The sequence below is a fragment of the Bacteroides finegoldii DSM 17565 genome (genome assembly GCF_000156195.1).
Classification (GTDB): Bacteria; Bacteroidota; Bacteroidia; order Bacteroidales; family Bacteroidaceae; genus Bacteroides; species Bacteroides finegoldii.
The window spans coordinates 128,264-143,499 of record NZ_GG688323.1 but is presented as its reverse complement, the minus strand read 5'-3'; the positions used below and the strand labels follow the sequence as shown (position 1 = coordinate 143,499).

The following is a 15,236-nucleotide window of genomic DNA, read 5'->3' as shown; positions in this document are numbered from 1 at the left end:
ATGCATATTGTTTTTGTTTGCCGAGAATATCCACCTACTTTGCGAGGTGGAGGGATAGCTTCGTATATACATGAGATGGCTATAAATTTGATACGTCGGGCACATTCTGTTACAGTCATTTGTGCTTCTGATGATACACGTGTTTTCAGTGACCGGAAAGAGGATGGAATAAGAGTGATCCGGTTATCCGGTGGAGATTTTATATTACCACAAATAGAAAAATCTTCTTTAATCAAGAAAATGCGTTGTTTATATCGGTTTTTCTCTTACAGAAAGAAAATACTACGGCAGATAGAACAATTGAAAGACGTAGATATAATCGAAGTGGCAGAATATGGTGCAGAAGCATATTATTTGTCAAAGTGCCATGTACCGGTTGTTATCCGCCTTCATACACCAACTTTGCTTGACAGGAGTAATTTTAGTATAAAGAAGTTCAATATTCGAACTTTTTATGATTATTGGATCGGTAAAAGGGAACTTTCTATTTTATCCCAATTTAAATATGTTACCTCTTGTTCTGCCAGTCTGAAAGATTGGTTTTTAAAATATGTTCCCGACATGACCGGCAATATAGAAGTCATATATAATCCTATCGAAATTTCAAAGTGGAAAACGGAGAAAATAGATTATGTCGAAAATTCAATCCTATATGTAGGAACCGTAATGGAAGGGAAAGGGGTTGGAGATTTAATCGAAGCTTGTCGTATATTGAGAGAACGAAATATTCCGGTGACTTTGAAGATTGTCGGGAAATGGGGGACTTATGCGATGAAGTTGCAAGGTTATGTGACAGACAATCATTTTGATTGGTGCTCTTTTGAAGGAAATTTACCTCGCGAAGAATTACAGAACCTCTATTCAAAAGCTAAAATATCTTGTTTCCCGTCGTGGTGGGAAAATATGCCTTTAGTTTGTTTGGAGGCTATGTTGGCGGGTAATGTAGTAATAGGTAGCCGAAATGGAGGAATGACTGAAATAGTAACAGATAAAAAAGATGGTTTTCTGATTGAACCTCATGCTCCGAAAGAATTGGCAGAGTGCATTTATAAAGCATTGATGATGAACAAAAACAGTGTGACTGAGATGAAAAAGAACGCATTGTACAAAATACAGGGGAAGTTCTCATTTGAAGCTGTAATGCAATTTATGGAAAACTATTATGTGAGTGTAATAAAAGATTATAAAAATGAAAAAGGTCCTTTGGGTTAATCCTTCTTTTTTAGACTATCGTATACCTTTGTATGATGAGTTGAATAAATTATATCAAAATAATTTTCATTTGATATATAGTAAGCAACGAGTACCTCAAAGATGCATTGACAAGATAGAAAGTGTTTTAAAAGGAAATGCTTTAGGTTTATTGACCGAAAAAAATGTATCTATTGGGAAAAAGGATGGTTTTGCAAATTCCGGAATATCTTTACCTTTTCCGAAGGGGCTGTATCGGTTAATTAAATCAGTAAAAGCTGATATTGTTATTGCAGAAGGCTTTTTCCAGTTTACCCCATGGGCTTTGGCGTATGCTATTTTTAATAGAAAACCTATACTGATAGCTTATGAACGCACTGCTCATACAGAGAGAAATTGTCCGGCATGGAGACGAATGTATCGGAAATTTGTTAACTTATTTGTAGATGGTTATGTTGTGAATGGAATTTTAACCAAACAATATTTGGTATCACAAGGAGTTTCTGAAAATGTGATCTTTACAGGAGCAATGTGCGCGGATAGTTTGCATCTGGCGGAAAAGGTAAAGATGATAAAACCCGAAGAACGATTGTTTTTTAAAAGGGAACTACATATCGAAAAGAAAGAAATTATATATTTATACGTTGGTCGATTAATAACTCTGAAAGGAGTTGCTTATTTATTGGATGCATGGAAAGAGCATATTCTGAGCCATCCTAATGACCATCTTCTAATTGTAGGAGAAGGTCCTTTGTTTGATGATTTCGTACAAGGATATGGCTTTATGAATTCTATATCTTTTGTTGGAAATATTGATTACTCTCGAATAAGTGAATATTATGCCGTTGCTGACGTCTTTGTGATTCCTACATTGGAAGATAATTGGAGCTTGGTTGTTCCAGAAGCAATGGCCTGTGGACTCCCTATTGCGTGTTCTGTATATAATGGGTGCCATCCGGAACTAGTACATGAAGGGAAGAATGGGGTGTTGTTTGATACCTTGAACAAGGCTTCTCTATTGTATGCTTTGTCTTATTTTCATTCAGTTGATTTGGAACTTTTTGGGAAAGAATCTATGAAAATTGAACAGAAATATAATCCACAGAATACAGCAAGAAATATATTTAAAGCCATTGAAACTGTGGCTGAAAAATAAAACCATATACCCTTAAACTTTTAATGAAAATTCTTCTCGTCCACAACAACTACGGTAAATATAGCGGTGAAGAGGCTGTGGTTGATAAAATGGCTTCAACGTTCCGTGAGCATGGACACGAAGTGTGTTTCTATCGCTTAACCACAGAAAGGAGTCGTGAGAGTTTATCCGGAAAGATAAAAGGTTTCCTTTGTGGCATTTATTCCCCATCAGGGGTGAAGGGCTTGCGGGAGATATTGGAACGGGAAAAGCCGGATGTTGTGAATGTACACAATCTTTATCCTTTCATTAGCCCTGCCGCTTTATTTGAATGTAAGAAGGCGAAAGTACCGGTAGTAATGACGGTTCACAATTTCCGTTTAATTTGTCCGACGGGGCTATTTATGCGTAATGGCAAGCCTTGTGAGGTTTGTCTACAAAAGAGAAATGAGTGGAGCTGTATCCGATATAACTGTGAGCATTCCTATCTCAAATCTGTGGGATATACGTTACGAAATGTATACGCTCGCTGGACGGGGGCATATAAAGATAATGTAAATACATTTGCTTGTATTACGGAGTTTCAGGGAGAGAAACTGATGGAAGCCGGATTTGATAAAAACAAAATAGTTGTGATTCCCAATTCGATAGATGCACCATCGGGGTATGAAGCAACCTTGGGAAGCTATGTAGCATATATCGGCAGGTTAAGTTACGAAAAGGGATATGACTTGTTGGTGGAAACAGCTCGCAAACATCCGGAAATTCAATTCTGTTTAGCAGGGGCAAAGAGAGAAGATACTAATATCGCTTTCCCTGAGAACGTGCGATTAATGGGGTATTTGAAGGGGAAGGAGTTGGAATCTTTTATAAAGAACGCCCGTCTGGTGGTGATACCGAGTAGATGTTATGAAGGTTTTCCTATGGCTATTTTGGAGGCGGCACAGTTTGGCAAACCTTGTATCGGTCCCGATCATGGTGGATTTACTGAAATTATAGGCAAAGGAGAGAGTGCTATCGGACGATTGTTTGAACCGAATAATCTGAATGACTTGGAAAAACAAGTCCTGACTTTGTGGAATCAACCTGTATTAACAGAGGAACTTGGACGTAAAGCCTATGAAAAGCTCCGGAAAGAATACTCATCGGAAGTCGTTTATAGGAAATGGGATGAATTGTTTACTAAGATACTTTATGGATAATATGCCCTTAGATTTAGATATTAGTGAGCTTTTGCCAATGGATATACACGAATGGGATAATTTGCGTAATACTCCATTGCCTTATTGTTTTTCTGACGAAGAATTTGAAAAAGAAATTGAAGAATCAGAAAAGAGTGGATGGGCAGAAGACAATGATGTGAATACATTTATAATTAAGTGGAAGAACTTAAAATAAAATCCCTAATAAATCAATGAATAATGAAAATGAAAACACAAACCTCTGTAACTTTGAGGGGGGGGGGACAAAAAGCGTGCCAAACTACGTATTCTTGGTCTTGATATTATTAGAAGTCTGGCAATCTTATTTGTAATAGCCGGACACTTTTTTGTCTTACATACTCCGTTTCGCTCTACTAATTTTGAAGGCTTATCCTTGTTCCTACAAGCAGGGATTATCCCTTTGTTTCAAACGGGAGTTCCATTATTCATTATGCTGACCGGATACCTGAATACAAATAAAGTATCAGAGAAAAAATACTATCGGGGAATATGGAAGGTGCTGATTGCCTACGTTTTCTTTTCAATATTGACCCTTGTTTTTAGAAAATATTATTTGTATGAGGATCTTTCATTATTCAAATCAGGACTCAAAATTCTTGATTTCTCGGCAATCCCTTATGCGTGGTATATTGAGATGTGGATTGGTCTATTTCTTTTCACTCCATTTTTAAATCTTTTATATAAGGCTATTCCCACTCAAAAACAGAAAATGGTGTGGATAGGGATATTGTTTGCGATGACAGCTATTCCTGATTTGTTTAATCGTTATGGCTTTCATCTGGTTCCCGGATTCTGGCAGACTTGTTATCCTTTGATGTTTTTCTTTATTGGGAGTTATGTAAAAGAATATCAGCCTAAAATTAATCCATTATGTGGATGGGGAATAATTATAATATGTTGTTTGATTAATCCCGTCTTCAATATATTGTTCGTCCATAATCGTCCGTTGATTCATATAGCGGGAGATCCTTCCGGTATGTTTGGGACCATCATAGCCGTTATCTTCTTTTTGTTAGTTTATCAGCGGGATATTCAAGTTCCGTTGATGAGGAAAATATTTACCAAAGTTTCTTTATTGTCACTGGACGTTTATTTGTGTTGTTATATATTCGATGCAATTTATTATCCGTGGTTTAAGGAACATTATTTTATCAACCAGTCTCAATTCGGAATGTTCTTTTTTGTGATTGTTCCTTTGGTATTTATTTCATCGTTGGTTTTGGCGCAAATAAAAGAATGGCTGTTTAAACTATCCGAATCCCATACATCAAGAAAACGGATTGCTTATCGGTGAATACCTATGGGATATACGTAACTATATACTTTTTTCTTTATGGAAAAATACTTCAACATCAACTACGAATTTGACAAACAAAGCGTTTTCTCTTCCATCGACCGCCAACTGCAAACTTCCTCTCCCGGCTACATCTGTGTGGCGGACGGGGTTATACTGAACACGGCCAACAGGAAGCCGGACTATCTGGAAGTGGTGAACGGCAGTATGTTCTCTATTTGCGACAGCAGTTATGTGCCGCTTTATCTGCGCTGGCTCTATGGAATTGAGCGGAAACAGTATTGCGGAAGTGAAATCTTTATGGACATCATCCGGCAGAAAAAGTACCGGATGTTTTTCATGGGGACTTCACAGGGCACTTTGCAAGGGCTTAGCTATCATCTTTCACAGATTGACGAACGTATCAATGGGATGACTTTTTATGAACTTCCGTTTTGTAATGTAGAAGACTTCGATTATCCCGGAATTGCACGGATGATAGATGAAGATGGTGCGGACATCATCTGGGTGGCTCTGGGTGCTCCGAAACAGGAGATATTCATGAGCCGTCTGAAGCCTTATCTGAAAAGGGGAGTGATGATTGCCGTCGGAGCCGCTTTTAAGTTTTATAGCGGGACAGACGTGAAGCGTGCTCCCCATTGGATGGTTAAGATGCATCTTGAATTTGTCTATCGTATCTTTAGTGAACCTAAGAAACAGTTGAAACGCTGCGGATGGATTGTATATACACTTCCCGGATTGTTGTATCGGGAATGGAGAAAAAAGAAACTTGCTACCAATTTCATTCGATAATCACCCAACACCCTGATTTATTACTCCCTTCACGCCTTATATAACCTGCGTCACGAAGTTCCTTGATTTTCTTTTCAATAGCACGACGTGTCACAGAAAGAGTGTCAGCTATTTCGTCAAGTGTTATGCTTGAGTTATGACGAATCAACTCAATAATTTGTCCCGAACTTATCCCGAATTTAACCCGAACTTTATCCCGAACTTCAGAGTATTCGCTCTGGGGCAGAGGACTTCCTTGATGATTTTTTAAAGCATCCAGAATCTCTTGCAGCATAAAGTCAATGAAAGGTCCGGAATTGGCTGCTGCTGTGCTGGCTTGAATAGCGTTATAATAAGCCTCTTGGTTGGCATACACCATATTTTCCACAGGGAGATGTTCAAATAGAGGGTGTAATTTCCCTAATATGAGTGATTGCCATAATCTGCCGGTTCTTCCATTACCATCACTAAATGGATGTATAAACTCAAATTCATAATGGAATACACAACTGCGAATGAGCAAATGATCTTTTGCCTCTTTAAGCCATTCGAACAAATTGATTATCAATTCCGGAACTCTATTGGCAGGAGGCGCCATATGGACCAATCCTTTCTCAGAGAATACACCAACGCCACCACGTCGGAATCTGCCTGCATCATCGGTAAGCGCCATCATCATCGTACCATGTGCTTTTAATAAATCGTCTACACTGAATGGATTCAAGCTGCTATATAACTCATACGTCTTTATCGCATTCTTTACCTCTTGAATCTGGCGTAGTGGCGCTATAACAGTCTTGCCTTCTATGATATCCTTCACTTCATCTTCGGATAAAGTATTTCCTTCTATGGCCAACGAACTGTGAATTGTTCTTATCCGATTAGCTTTTCGCAATTTCATCGCATCACTCTGTTCCAAACGGATGGCATAACGTTCTATCTGTCCGGATATTTCCGCAATCAGATTAATGGCATGAGCAGATATGGTGAAAGGAGGTGTATACATATCAGTTGAATGATTCGGTTCATAATAGATGGAACAAAAATATGAAAAAATATCAGTTTATACAAAATAAAAAGGCGGTTCATCCATCCGAACCGCCTTTATTATCCACATACCTCTTATTTTAAGAGGAACCGCTATTCCTACAAATCTTCATACTCTTTCCTCGCATCGAAGCATGGGCACGCTTTATGAACATTCGCGCTCAACTGATAATGCCCTACAATCTTAGCTTCGGGATACAGTCCTTTCAACTCACCCAATACCCGGCGGAGCGTTTCTTTTTGCGAAGCGGTTCTGGTATCCGTCGGCTTACCCAATTCATCCAGTCCACCTTCATAGCAAATCGATAAACTGTGCAGGTTGAATCCGAGCGCGTGTGCGCCAATCTCACTCATTGGGCGGGTGTGATGCAGCGCGCCATCCTTCGTCACATAAAAATGATACCCGATACATTTGAAGCCACGTTTCAGATGGCATTGGAGCAACTGCTCCTCCGTGAAGGGAATATTCGCACGGGTAGCACTGCAATGCACAACGATATACAGAATGCTGCGCGGCACATATTCCTCCTTCAACGAGAACTCTTTCAACTCTTTCATTCGATCCGGCCGTTTAGATATGTCCCATACAAGACGTTACACCTAGAGCAGATACGATTGAAGTAGCTACTGTAATAATGATCTGTAAAATTTGTTTCCAAATAGACTTTTTCATAATTCTTGAATTTTTAAATTAATACCACCAAACATCCTAGATCTTATTCTGCCGGATCCGGAGCTTCTCCATTATTGCCGTCGTCCGGGTTTCCACTGCCACCGTTTCCGCCATCCGGCTTCCCGTCCGGATCGGGGACAACCGCTTCATCGCTTTCCCCTTTTTTGACCAGCGTATACTTCATCGCCTTACACATATCCAGCAGCATATTGCCCGGACGGAAGCGGACACGCGAGGTCTTGATACAGGTGGCCGCCTTAAATTTTTCTGCCGTTTCCGTTGCATTGCCGGTGGCAATCGTTACACGGAAACTGCCCATATCGCCCAGAAGGACAATATTACCCAACGCCAACTGATTCTTCATCTCCAACAAAAACTCCGTAATGCAACCCTTCAACTCACCGATAGAATAAGAGGAACGCTCCGACACACGGCTGATTACCTCGTCCGTATCCACTCTGCGGTTGCTGCGTGCCATCGCATAAAACTTAGCTGCTTCTTGTGGTTTCAACGGATTCTTACGCTCTACCACTACATACTTCTGTGCCATAAATCTAATTTTTTTAATTGATAATTTTAATAGTTCTGTAATCGATTACACTGCAAAGATACCACATCCGAAAGGGGGAGTGGACGACACCGAACGACACTGAACGATGGTTATTGTTTTTGACTGAACATTTGCTTCATTGCATAAAAAAGAGTACCTTTATGGCATTAACCAAAGAATAACTCAATAGAAAATGGAAGAAGAAAAATTTCGTGTGAGATGTTACGATAAGAATGAGTTGGCGAAGATGTATTTCCCCAAGCTGAGCGATCATGTGTCTGTGGCGAAACTCCGCCGTTGGATGCGCAACTGTACCCCTCTGATGGAAGAGCTCGCAACGGGAGATTTTCATCCCAAACTGAAAATGTTCAGCGCACGGGAAGTACGCCTGATCGCGCGCTATCTGGGCGAGCCGGATGGATATGTACCGGCACAGGGACATCCGGACATCAATTGACTGCATTTTCAGAATAAAACGACTGCTTCTTCCGGATAAGACAACGGTACTTCCCGAACGATACGACCGCTCTTTTCACTTGAAAGGAGCGGTCGATTTGTTAGATAAATACGGTTGATTTCAAGCAGGCAACCGCTCGATCAGACACAAAGATACGGTCGTTTGCGCATAGTCGATTTCCCGGCTGGCCGACACCTAACGGGTGGTATTTTTCTTCATCCATTCCAAGTCGGGCTCGTAATCCACCAGCTTCGTCATACTCTTGTCGTGGCGGAAGTAAATCTCACCGGTAGGTCCGTTACGATGTTTGGCAATATCGATTACTCCCAATCCTTCAGTCGGGTAACCGCTTCTACGGTCTGTCTCACGACCGGACAGGCTGGGACGGGAAAGCATCAGTACGAGGTCAGCGTCCTGTTCGATAGCCCCGCTCTCACGAAGGTCGCTCAGAGCGGGACGGCCGTCGGGATGTCCCTCCACGTTACGGTTCAACTGGCTGAGAAGTATCACGGGGATATGCAACTCTTTAGCTATCATTTTCGCTTTCCGGCTCGCTTGAGCCACCTCCTGTTCGCGGTTACGGTTGTGCTGGTCGCTCTTCATGTCGCAGAGTTGCAGATAGTCGATGAAAAGACAATCGCAATCTCCCTTACTTTGTAGCAGTTTGGCGGACGTGCGGACATAATCCATGCTCACCGACGGATTATCGTCGATGTAAATAGGGAGGCGCGACAGCTCCGTCGATGCCTCATGGACCTCCCGGAGTTCGGACGGAGTAAGCGCCCCGCTCAGCAAGTGGGCGGGAGAAACCTCCTTCGTAGCCGCCAGCAGCCAACGGTCTCCCAAGCGTTCCCCTTGCATTTCGAGACTGTACACGGCAATGTGATAACCGGCGGAAGCGGCGGCACGTGCCAGATGCAGCGCAAAAGCCGTCTTTCCCACCGACGGACGGGCGGCGACGATTATCAGGTCGCCCGGTTGCCAGCCGCACGTCAGGCGGTTCAGCTCGTTGAATCCCGTCGGCAAGCCGGTAACTCCGTTCTTGTTCGAGGCGACACGTGTCTCTATCAGTTCCACAGTATCCTCCATCAATTGCAGCATGGAACGGAGATGTTCGGACATCCCGCATTCCTTTTCCAATTGGTCGAGAAGGGTATGCGCATCCGCCAGCGTGTCGGCTATGTCCGTTGTCTCGTCGGCAGCCTGTGCCAGCAGTTTATGGAATCCCAAGATCGCTTCACGGCGGATATACTTCTGTTGCAGGATACGGGCATGGTACTCCAGATGTGCGCTGGACGCTACGCGTGTGGTAATGCTTACCAGTGCATAAGGACCTCCGATGAAGTCGAGTTTGCCCCTTCGTGTGAGTTCTTCCTTTACAGTCATAAGGTCTATGACCTGCCCTGCACGGTACATACTCTGCAGGGCGGCATAGATTTCACGGTTCTTCTCAATGTAGAACACTTCCGGGCGCAATATTCCGGCAACCAATGTGATCGCCTTGCTCTCTATAAGGCAGGCGCCGAGTACGATTTCCTCGAGCTCGGCGTCCTGCGGATTTACAATGTCATCCATGAATCGTTTCAATAATCATATTCATCCAGAAACGCTTTGTCCGACAGATAAGTGCTTGCCTGCATACAGTATTTCGTATCCGTCAGATGATCGTAATACTCGTCAATCTGCCGTATGCTCATACTGCGTTCGCGGGGAGAAAGTTTCTTCCATTCCCGTCTGGCACGGCCGATATTGACCCTTTGTTTCTGGGTTACCTCGTGATATTTCTCCCAGAAAACCTCGAAGGTGACACCACCCGTTTCTTCACGTGCCGCCTCACGGCGTCTCTGTCCGATCAGCAAGTCATAGTCGGGGATACGGATGTGCGTGATGTACGGATTGACCACTCTTTCAATGATCCCTTCTTCGTACATCCTATCGAAGAAACGGCGTGTGCGGCTGAGTTTCCATCCGAACACTTTCGCCCAGTGGGTGAGGGAGATCACCGATTCTCCCCTCCGGCATTCGAAGGTCTGACCGTTGACGCGACACGTCACAGTGCTGTAATTGACATGGGTTAATACCAAGATGAACGCTTCGAAACTGCCCGTTGCGTTTTTAGTCATCTTCATTTGTTCCTCGAATAAGACTTTAGGGAAGAGGATGTAGCCCTTTTTCAGCATTTCTGCTATTGATTTGTTCATAACTGAATATTATTAATTCGGCTCAAAGGTATACCGTTTATTTGAACCGGGCAATTGTGCGGTTCATTCCGGTTCAAAGTGATGTTTTCGGCTCACGCCCGGAGGGGCTTTATGCCATACGTGGGAGGGGTTTTCGGGGCCATATTTAGCGGCACCCCTCGCGGCACCCCTTGAAAATCTCTCAAACGCCTTGTAGGAAGGGGAATCCGGACGCACGTTTTTTGCGTTCCGGCACCCCATCCGGCAACTAATATATATAATAAATAAAGAATGTATTAAAATACATTATATCTTTTTCCTCATTTTGGGGATGGCAAGATAGGGATTTTCTTTAATCATTTCATATACCAGCGCAGGCGTTCCCCAACATCTCACGATGGCGGCAATCTGTTGGGGAGTAAGTGTCTGGGTGTGCGGGGTGAATCCCGCTTCCGTCAGTTGTTGCGGCAATGCCGGGTGTTCTGTTATCGTCCGGCGAAAAGCTCGCACCGCTGAACTGTTGTACTGAAAGTTCGGAAAATAAGCGATTGCCACTTCGGACAACGCATGGCAGCCACAAAGCAGCCAGTCATAGGATTTAATTTTCATGTTCCTTTATTCATTTAATTACGGCGCAAAAGTATGCTTTCTCCGAATGATGGGATAAACTGTTATTTTTATTGTCGGTAATTTCAATATGAAATTAGTTGGAAAATATTTAAATAAAAATCTAATTATTTAAACAATCTTTTCTATATTTGCACCCGGTATTAGATTTTATATGGCATTTCTGTTCTCTTATAGACAGTAGTGCCCAGTTTAAATAAAAATAAAGGAATTAGGATGTCGAAAAGAACAAAAGAGGCACAAAAACATTTACAGCAGAAAAGGGAACAATATCATCGTCAGGAAGAGAAGATAGAGGAAATGAAATGTACAATGCAACATACGGAAGAGGAGATCAAGCAATTGGAATATGTGCTGGAAGTAATGAAAAGCGCGGAAAAAGGCCGCAAGCGGAGAGTGATCACTCATGATAAGATAAAGGAGTACTTTGCTTCTTTCAGCCGTTTCTTCGACTTTCTGCAGCACCGCTTGAATCTGTTCGTGCATTATGAACTGGTGTGCGAGATCATCTTTGCGCGCTACCGGTTCCGAAGCAGGTCGCGCACTCCCGGAAGGGAATATCTCAGTTTCGCTACCGTACTGACTTACTTTAAAAATGAAAGGAGTATGGTGAGCTGATAGTACGAATAAAATAGAAATCTAAAGATAAAAGCATGAAAAACAAATGTTTTAGGAACAGAAATGACTAAATTGATATTTTTTCCTTATTTTTGTATGTCCATTTTTGAATGATATGATACAGATAATACAATTAAAAGGAAAAGACAAACGTTTATATCGGCTGCTGGCACCTCTGGTTATGGATCCTGACGTGATACGTGCCAACAACAATTATCCGTTCAAAACGGGTGAAGACTACGTCTGGTATATCGCGGTCGATGGAAAAGAAGTGAAGGGATTTATCCCGGTGGAACAGAAAAGCAAGAAAAAGGCTGTAATAAACAATTACTATGTAGGAGCTGAAAATACGGAGCGGGAAGAGATCTTGTCTGATCTGCTGCCTGCTATAATAAAAGATTTCGGCCCTGAGAGCTGGCTGCTTCATTCCATCACACTTGTACAAGACAAAGAAATATTCGAAAAGTTCGATTTTACATCCATGGATAAGAAATGGACACGTTACGTTAAAATGTATAGATAGGAGGCTTATGGGGAAAAAAGTTGCAGGCGCTAAAAATGTATATGAGCTGGCACAAGAACGATTGAAAGTAATATTTAGCGAGTTTGATAATATATATGTATCATTTTCCGGAGGTAAGGATAGTGGGGTATTGCTGAATATGTGTATTGATTATATCCGGAAAAATAATTTGAAAATACGTTTGGGGGTCTTCCACATGGATTACGAGATCCAGTATAAGATGACCATCGACTATGTAGACCGGATACTGGAGGCCAATAAGGATATTCTGGATGTTTACCGAGTATGCATTCCTTTCCGGGTGTCGACCTGCACATCTATGTATCAGTCTTTCTGGCGTCCGTGGGAGGACAGCAAGAAGAATATATGGGTACGCTCCATGCCCAAGAAGGCGATGACAAAGGAGGATTTCCCTTTTTATAATACGTCAATGTGGGATTACGAGTTCCAGATGCGTTTTGCGCAATGGCTGCATAATAAGAAGGACGCGGTGCGCACCTGCTGCCTGATCGGAATCCGTACCCAAGAGAGTTTCAACCGCTGGAGATGCATCTACATGAGCCGCAAATTCCAGATGTATCATAAGTATAAATGGACTTCAAAAGTAGGTAACGATATTTACAACGCGTATCCTATTTATGACTGGAAGACGACGGATGTATGGACGGCCAACGGAAAGTTCCAATGGGATTACAATACGCTGTATGATCTGTATTATCGGGCAGGTGTCAATCTGGAGCGCCAGCGCGTAGCGAGTCCTTTCATCAATGAGGCACAGGAGAGCCTGCAACTCTACCGGGTGCTCGATCCCAACACTTGGGGCAAGATGGTCGGGCGGGTGAACGGAGTCAACTTCACCGGTATGTATGGCGGTACCCACGCTATGGGATGGCAGTCGGTGAAACTTCCTGAAGGATACACATGGCGGGAGTTTATGTATTTCCTTCTGTCCACGTTGCCGGAGCGGGCACGGAAGAATTATCTCCGGAAACTGTCGGTAAGTGTGAATTTCTGGCGGACGAAAGGAGGCTGCCTGAGCGACTCGACCATCCAGAAACTGATTGACGCCAAAGTGCCGATTGTCGTGATGGACAACAGCAACTATAAAACGTTGAAGAAACCCGTGCGCATGGAATATCAGGATGACATCGACATCCCGGAATTCAAGGAGATACCTACCTACAAGCGGATGTGCATCTGCATCCTGAAGAACGACCATGCCTGCAAATATATGGGATTCTCGCCTACAAAGGAGGAAATGAGCAAAAGAAGTCAAATAATGGAACAATATAGAATCATAGTATCATGAGTGTAGATAAAAGCCCTGTTTATGAGGTAAAGGCGGTGCCTGTGGAAAAAGTGTATGCCAACGATTATAACCCGAATGTGGTGGCTCCGCCTGAAATGAAGTTGCTCGAACTGTCTATCTGGGAGGATGGATTTACGATGCCCTGCGTATGTTATTATGATAAGGAGGCCGACCGCTATATCCTGGTGGACGGTTACCACCGCTATACGGTACTGAAGACATCGAAACGGATTTACAAACGCGAGAACGGGCTGCTTCCGATTGTCGTGATAGACAAGGACCTGTCCAACCGTATGAGCTCGACCATCCGCCACAACCGTGCGAGAGGTATGCACAACATCGAGTTGATGTGCAACATTGTTGCCGAACTTGACAAGGCGGGGATGTCGGATCAGTGGATTATGAAGAATATCGGTATGGACCGAGACGAATTGTTGCGTTTGAAACAAATTTCCGGGCTTGCCGACCTGTTTGCCAATCATGAGTTCAGTATTCCGGACGAAGTTGCCCCGACGGAAACGGAGCGTAAAGTGTTGTAACCAGGCAATTAGATATGTATGCTATTGTTAATTTGTCTTTTTTAGAAAATAACCTTTCTGAAAATTGTATATATTAATCAAATCGGTTACATTTGTAACCATAAACAAAACAGAGACAGCATCTATATTAGTAAACAATAGAATACATAAAATGAAAAGAATTCTGGTAAGTGGAGGGGCCGGCTTTATTGGTTCTCATCTTTGTACGCGGCTAATAAACAACGGTCACGAAGTGATATGCCTGGATAATTTTTTTACGGGGTCGAAAGACAACATCGCTCATCTGATGGGCAATCACCATTTTGAAGTAGTGCGGCATGATGTCACTTACCCATATTCTGCAGAGGTGGATGAAATATACAATTTGGCTTGTCCCGCGTCTCCCATTCATTATCAGCATGACCCTATACAAACGGCCAAGACGTCGGTGATGGGGGCTATCAATATGCTGGGATTGGCGATGAGACTGGATGCAAAGGTGTTGCAGGCTTCTACGAGCGAGGTGTACGGTGACCCGATTGTGCATCCGCAGCCGGAGTATTATTGGGGGAACGTAAATCCTGTGGGGTACCGTTCCTGCTACGATGAGGGGAAACGCTGTGCGGAGACATTGTTTATGGATTATCATCGACAGAATGATGTACGTGTGAAGATTATCCGCATATTCAATACGTATGGTCCGCGTATGCTGCCGAACGATGGGAGGGTAGTTTCAAACTTCGTTCTGCAGGCATTGAACAATGAAGACATCACGATATATGGAGATGGAAAGCAGACGCGCAGTTTCCAATATATCGATGATCTGATAGAGGGAATGATAAGGATGATGGAGACGGAGGACGATTTTACCGGTCCTGTGAATCTCGGCAATCCGAATGAGTTCTCGATACAGGAGTTGGCGAAAAAGATAATCGCCATGACGGGTTCTTCTTCGAAGATAGTGTTCAAGTCATTGCCGAACGATGATCCCAAGCAACGACAGCCGGATATAACGCTGGCAAGGAAAAAACTCGGTTGGGAGCCTACCATCGAACTGGAAGATGGGCTGAGCCGCATGATTGAGTATTTTAAGGGATCTAAAACGAATAAATAAGGTGAT

At 42.9% G+C, this 15,236-nt stretch carries 19 protein-coding genes; 12 read left to right on the top strand and 7 right to left on the bottom strand.

Annotation, left to right across the window (positions count from 1 at the left end; all coding sequences use genetic code 11):
- From BACFIN_RS10260 to BACFIN_RS10285, 6 genes are all read left to right on the top strand, one after another.
- The gene (locus BACFIN_RS10260; RefSeq protein WP_007753072.1) at positions 1-1,212 is read left to right on the top strand and encodes a glycosyltransferase family 4 protein; all 1,212 of its coding nucleotides are present in this window, start codon (positions 1-3) and stop codon (positions 1,210-1,212) included.
- The gene (locus BACFIN_RS10265) at positions 1,190-2,347 is read left to right on the top strand and encodes a glycosyltransferase family 4 protein (RefSeq protein ID WP_007753070.1); all 1,158 of its coding nucleotides are present in this window, start codon (positions 1,190-1,192) and stop codon (positions 2,345-2,347) included. Before BACFIN_RS10260 ends, BACFIN_RS10265 begins: the two co-directional genes overlap by 23 nt.
- Positions 2,348-2,370: 23 nt before the next feature.
- The gene (locus tag BACFIN_RS10270; protein WP_007753068.1) at positions 2,371-3,528 is read left to right on the top strand and encodes a glycosyltransferase family 4 protein; all 1,158 of its coding nucleotides are present in this window, start codon (positions 2,371-2,373) and stop codon (positions 3,526-3,528) included.
- Positions 3,521-3,724, top strand: coding sequence for a hypothetical protein (locus BACFIN_RS10275; protein ID WP_007753066.1), 204 nt, complete (start codon positions 3,521-3,523; stop codon positions 3,722-3,724). Before BACFIN_RS10270 ends, BACFIN_RS10275 begins: the two co-directional genes overlap by 8 nt.
- Before the next feature lie 90 nt (positions 3,725-3,814).
- Positions 3,815-4,843 (top strand): acyltransferase, encoded by a 1,029-nt coding sequence (locus tag BACFIN_RS10280; RefSeq protein ID WP_149933243.1) that lies wholly within the window; start codon positions 3,815-3,817, stop codon positions 4,841-4,843.
- Between the two features lie 39 nt (positions 4,844-4,882).
- Positions 4,883-5,635 (top strand): WecB/TagA/CpsF family glycosyltransferase, encoded by a 753-nt coding sequence (locus tag BACFIN_RS10285; protein WP_007753061.1) that lies wholly within the window; start codon positions 4,883-4,885, stop codon positions 5,633-5,635.
- Here BACFIN_RS10285 and BACFIN_RS10290 read toward each other — a convergent pair.
- From BACFIN_RS10290 to BACFIN_RS10300, 4 genes are all read right to left on the bottom strand, one after another.
- Positions 5,625-6,620, bottom strand: coding sequence for a Fic family protein (locus BACFIN_RS10290; protein WP_007753057.1), 996 nt, complete (start codon positions 6,618-6,620; stop codon positions 5,625-5,627). The genes BACFIN_RS10285 and BACFIN_RS10290 overlap by 11 nt on opposite strands.
- Before the next feature lie 140 nt (positions 6,621-6,760).
- Entirely contained in the window at positions 6,761-7,219 is a 459-nt protein-coding gene (locus BACFIN_RS10295; RefSeq protein ID WP_007753047.1) for an N-acetylmuramoyl-L-alanine amidase, read from the bottom strand.
- Between the two features lie 13 nt (positions 7,220-7,232).
- A complete protein-coding gene (locus tag BACFIN_RS22655; protein WP_007760013.1) occupies positions 7,233-7,334 on the bottom strand; it encodes a smalltalk protein in 102 nt (33 codons plus the stop codon).
- 43 nt (positions 7,335-7,377) lie between these two features.
- A complete protein-coding gene (locus tag BACFIN_RS10300) occupies positions 7,378-7,884 on the bottom strand; it encodes an HU family DNA-binding protein (protein ID WP_007753046.1) in 507 nt (168 codons plus the stop codon).
- Positions 7,885-8,077: 193 nt separating this feature from the next.
- Here BACFIN_RS10300 and BACFIN_RS10305 point away from each other — a divergent pair, with 193 nt between their 5' ends.
- Positions 8,078-8,341, top strand: coding sequence for a DUF4248 domain-containing protein (locus BACFIN_RS10305; protein WP_007753044.1), 264 nt, complete (start codon positions 8,078-8,080; stop codon positions 8,339-8,341).
- 195 nt (positions 8,342-8,536) lie between these two features.
- Here BACFIN_RS10305 and dnaB read toward each other — a convergent pair whose 3' ends face one another.
- The 3 genes from dnaB to BACFIN_RS10320 form a co-directional block, all read right to left on the bottom strand.
- Positions 8,537-9,916: a replicative DNA helicase gene (gene dnaB / locus BACFIN_RS10310; RefSeq protein ID WP_007753040.1), complete on the bottom strand. Its 1,380-nt coding sequence runs from the start codon at positions 9,914-9,916 to the stop codon at positions 8,537-8,539.
- An 8-nt stretch (positions 9,917-9,924) separates the two neighbouring features.
- Positions 9,925-10,542 carry a hypothetical protein gene (locus BACFIN_RS10315; protein ID WP_007753038.1) on the bottom strand — a complete coding sequence of 206 codons (618 nt, stop codon included), beginning with the start codon at positions 10,540-10,542 and terminating at the stop codon, positions 9,925-9,927.
- Positions 10,543-10,827: 285 nt separating this feature from the next.
- A complete protein-coding gene (locus BACFIN_RS10320; protein ID WP_007753036.1) occupies positions 10,828-11,130 on the bottom strand; it encodes a DUF4248 domain-containing protein in 303 nt (100 codons plus the stop codon).
- A 234-nt stretch (positions 11,131-11,364) separates the two neighbouring features.
- On the opposite strand from BACFIN_RS10320, the gene BACFIN_RS10325 reads away from it, so the two are divergent.
- The 5 genes from BACFIN_RS10325 to BACFIN_RS10345 all read left to right on the top strand — a co-directional run bounded on the left by BACFIN_RS10325 (position 11,365) and on the right by BACFIN_RS10345 (position 15,230).
- Positions 11,365-11,766 (top strand): hypothetical protein, encoded by a 402-nt coding sequence (locus BACFIN_RS10325; protein WP_007753033.1) that lies wholly within the window; start codon positions 11,365-11,367, stop codon positions 11,764-11,766.
- Positions 11,767-11,881: 115 nt separating this feature from the next.
- Entirely contained in the window at positions 11,882-12,289 is a 408-nt protein-coding gene (locus BACFIN_RS10330; protein WP_007753030.1) for a hypothetical protein, read from the top strand.
- 7 nt (positions 12,290-12,296) lie between these two features.
- The gene (locus BACFIN_RS10335; protein WP_007753028.1) at positions 12,297-13,598 is read left to right on the top strand and encodes a DUF3440 domain-containing protein; all 1,302 of its coding nucleotides are present in this window, start codon (positions 12,297-12,299) and stop codon (positions 13,596-13,598) included.
- The gene (locus tag BACFIN_RS10340) at positions 13,595-14,137 is read left to right on the top strand and encodes an IbrB-like domain-containing protein (RefSeq protein WP_007753026.1); all 543 of its coding nucleotides are present in this window, start codon (positions 13,595-13,597) and stop codon (positions 14,135-14,137) included. The genes BACFIN_RS10335 and BACFIN_RS10340 overlap by 4 nt, the downstream gene beginning before the upstream one ends.
- A 151-nt stretch (positions 14,138-14,288) precedes the next feature.
- Entirely contained in the window at positions 14,289-15,230 is a 942-nt protein-coding gene (locus tag BACFIN_RS10345) for a UDP-glucuronic acid decarboxylase family protein (protein WP_007753023.1), read from the top strand.
- Positions 15,231-15,236: the final 6 nt, after the last annotated feature.

Coding starts and splice junctions, on each gene's coding strand:
- BACFIN_RS10260 (WP_007753072.1), top strand. CDS start 1: ATGCATATTGTTTTTGTTTGCCGAGAATATCCACCTACTTTGCGAGGT.
- BACFIN_RS10265 (WP_007753070.1), top strand. CDS start 1,190: ATGAAAAAGGTCCTTTGGGTTAATCCTTCTTTTTTAGACTATCGTATA.
- BACFIN_RS10270 (WP_007753068.1), top strand. CDS start 2,371: ATGAAAATTCTTCTCGTCCACAACAACTACGGTAAATATAGCGGTGAA.
- BACFIN_RS10275 (WP_007753066.1), top strand. CDS start 3,521: ATGGATAATATGCCCTTAGATTTAGATATTAGTGAGCTTTTGCCAATG.
- BACFIN_RS10285 (WP_007753061.1), top strand. CDS start 4,883: ATGGAAAAATACTTCAACATCAACTACGAATTTGACAAACAAAGCGTT.
- BACFIN_RS10290 (WP_007753057.1), bottom strand. CDS start 6,620: ATGTATACACCTCCTTTCACCATATCTGCTCATGCCATTAATCTGATT.
- BACFIN_RS10295 (WP_007753047.1), bottom strand. CDS start 7,219: ATGAAAGAGTTGAAAGAGTTCTCGTTGAAGGAGGAATATGTGCCGCGC.
- BACFIN_RS22655 (WP_007760013.1), bottom strand. CDS start 7,334: ATGAAAAAGTCTATTTGGAAACAAATTTTACAGATCATTATTACAGTA.
- BACFIN_RS10300 (WP_007753046.1), bottom strand. CDS start 7,884: ATGGCACAGAAGTATGTAGTGGTAGAGCGTAAGAATCCGTTGAAACCA.
- BACFIN_RS10305 (WP_007753044.1), top strand. CDS start 8,078: ATGGAAGAAGAAAAATTTCGTGTGAGATGTTACGATAAGAATGAGTTG.
- dnaB (WP_007753040.1), bottom strand. CDS start 9,916: ATGGATGACATTGTAAATCCGCAGGACGCCGAGCTCGAGGAAATCGTA.
- BACFIN_RS10315 (WP_007753038.1), bottom strand. CDS start 10,542: ATGAACAAATCAATAGCAGAAATGCTGAAAAAGGGCTACATCCTCTTC.
- BACFIN_RS10320 (WP_007753036.1), bottom strand. CDS start 11,130: ATGAAAATTAAATCCTATGACTGGCTGCTTTGTGGCTGCCATGCGTTG.
- BACFIN_RS10325 (WP_007753033.1), top strand. CDS start 11,365: ATGTCGAAAAGAACAAAAGAGGCACAAAAACATTTACAGCAGAAAAGG.
- BACFIN_RS10330 (WP_007753030.1), top strand. CDS start 11,882: ATGATACAGATAATACAATTAAAAGGAAAAGACAAACGTTTATATCGG.
- BACFIN_RS10335 (WP_007753028.1), top strand. CDS start 12,297: ATGGGGAAAAAAGTTGCAGGCGCTAAAAATGTATATGAGCTGGCACAA.
- BACFIN_RS10340 (WP_007753026.1), top strand. CDS start 13,595: ATGAGTGTAGATAAAAGCCCTGTTTATGAGGTAAAGGCGGTGCCTGTG.
- BACFIN_RS10345 (WP_007753023.1), top strand. CDS start 14,289: ATGAAAAGAATTCTGGTAAGTGGAGGGGCCGGCTTTATTGGTTCTCAT.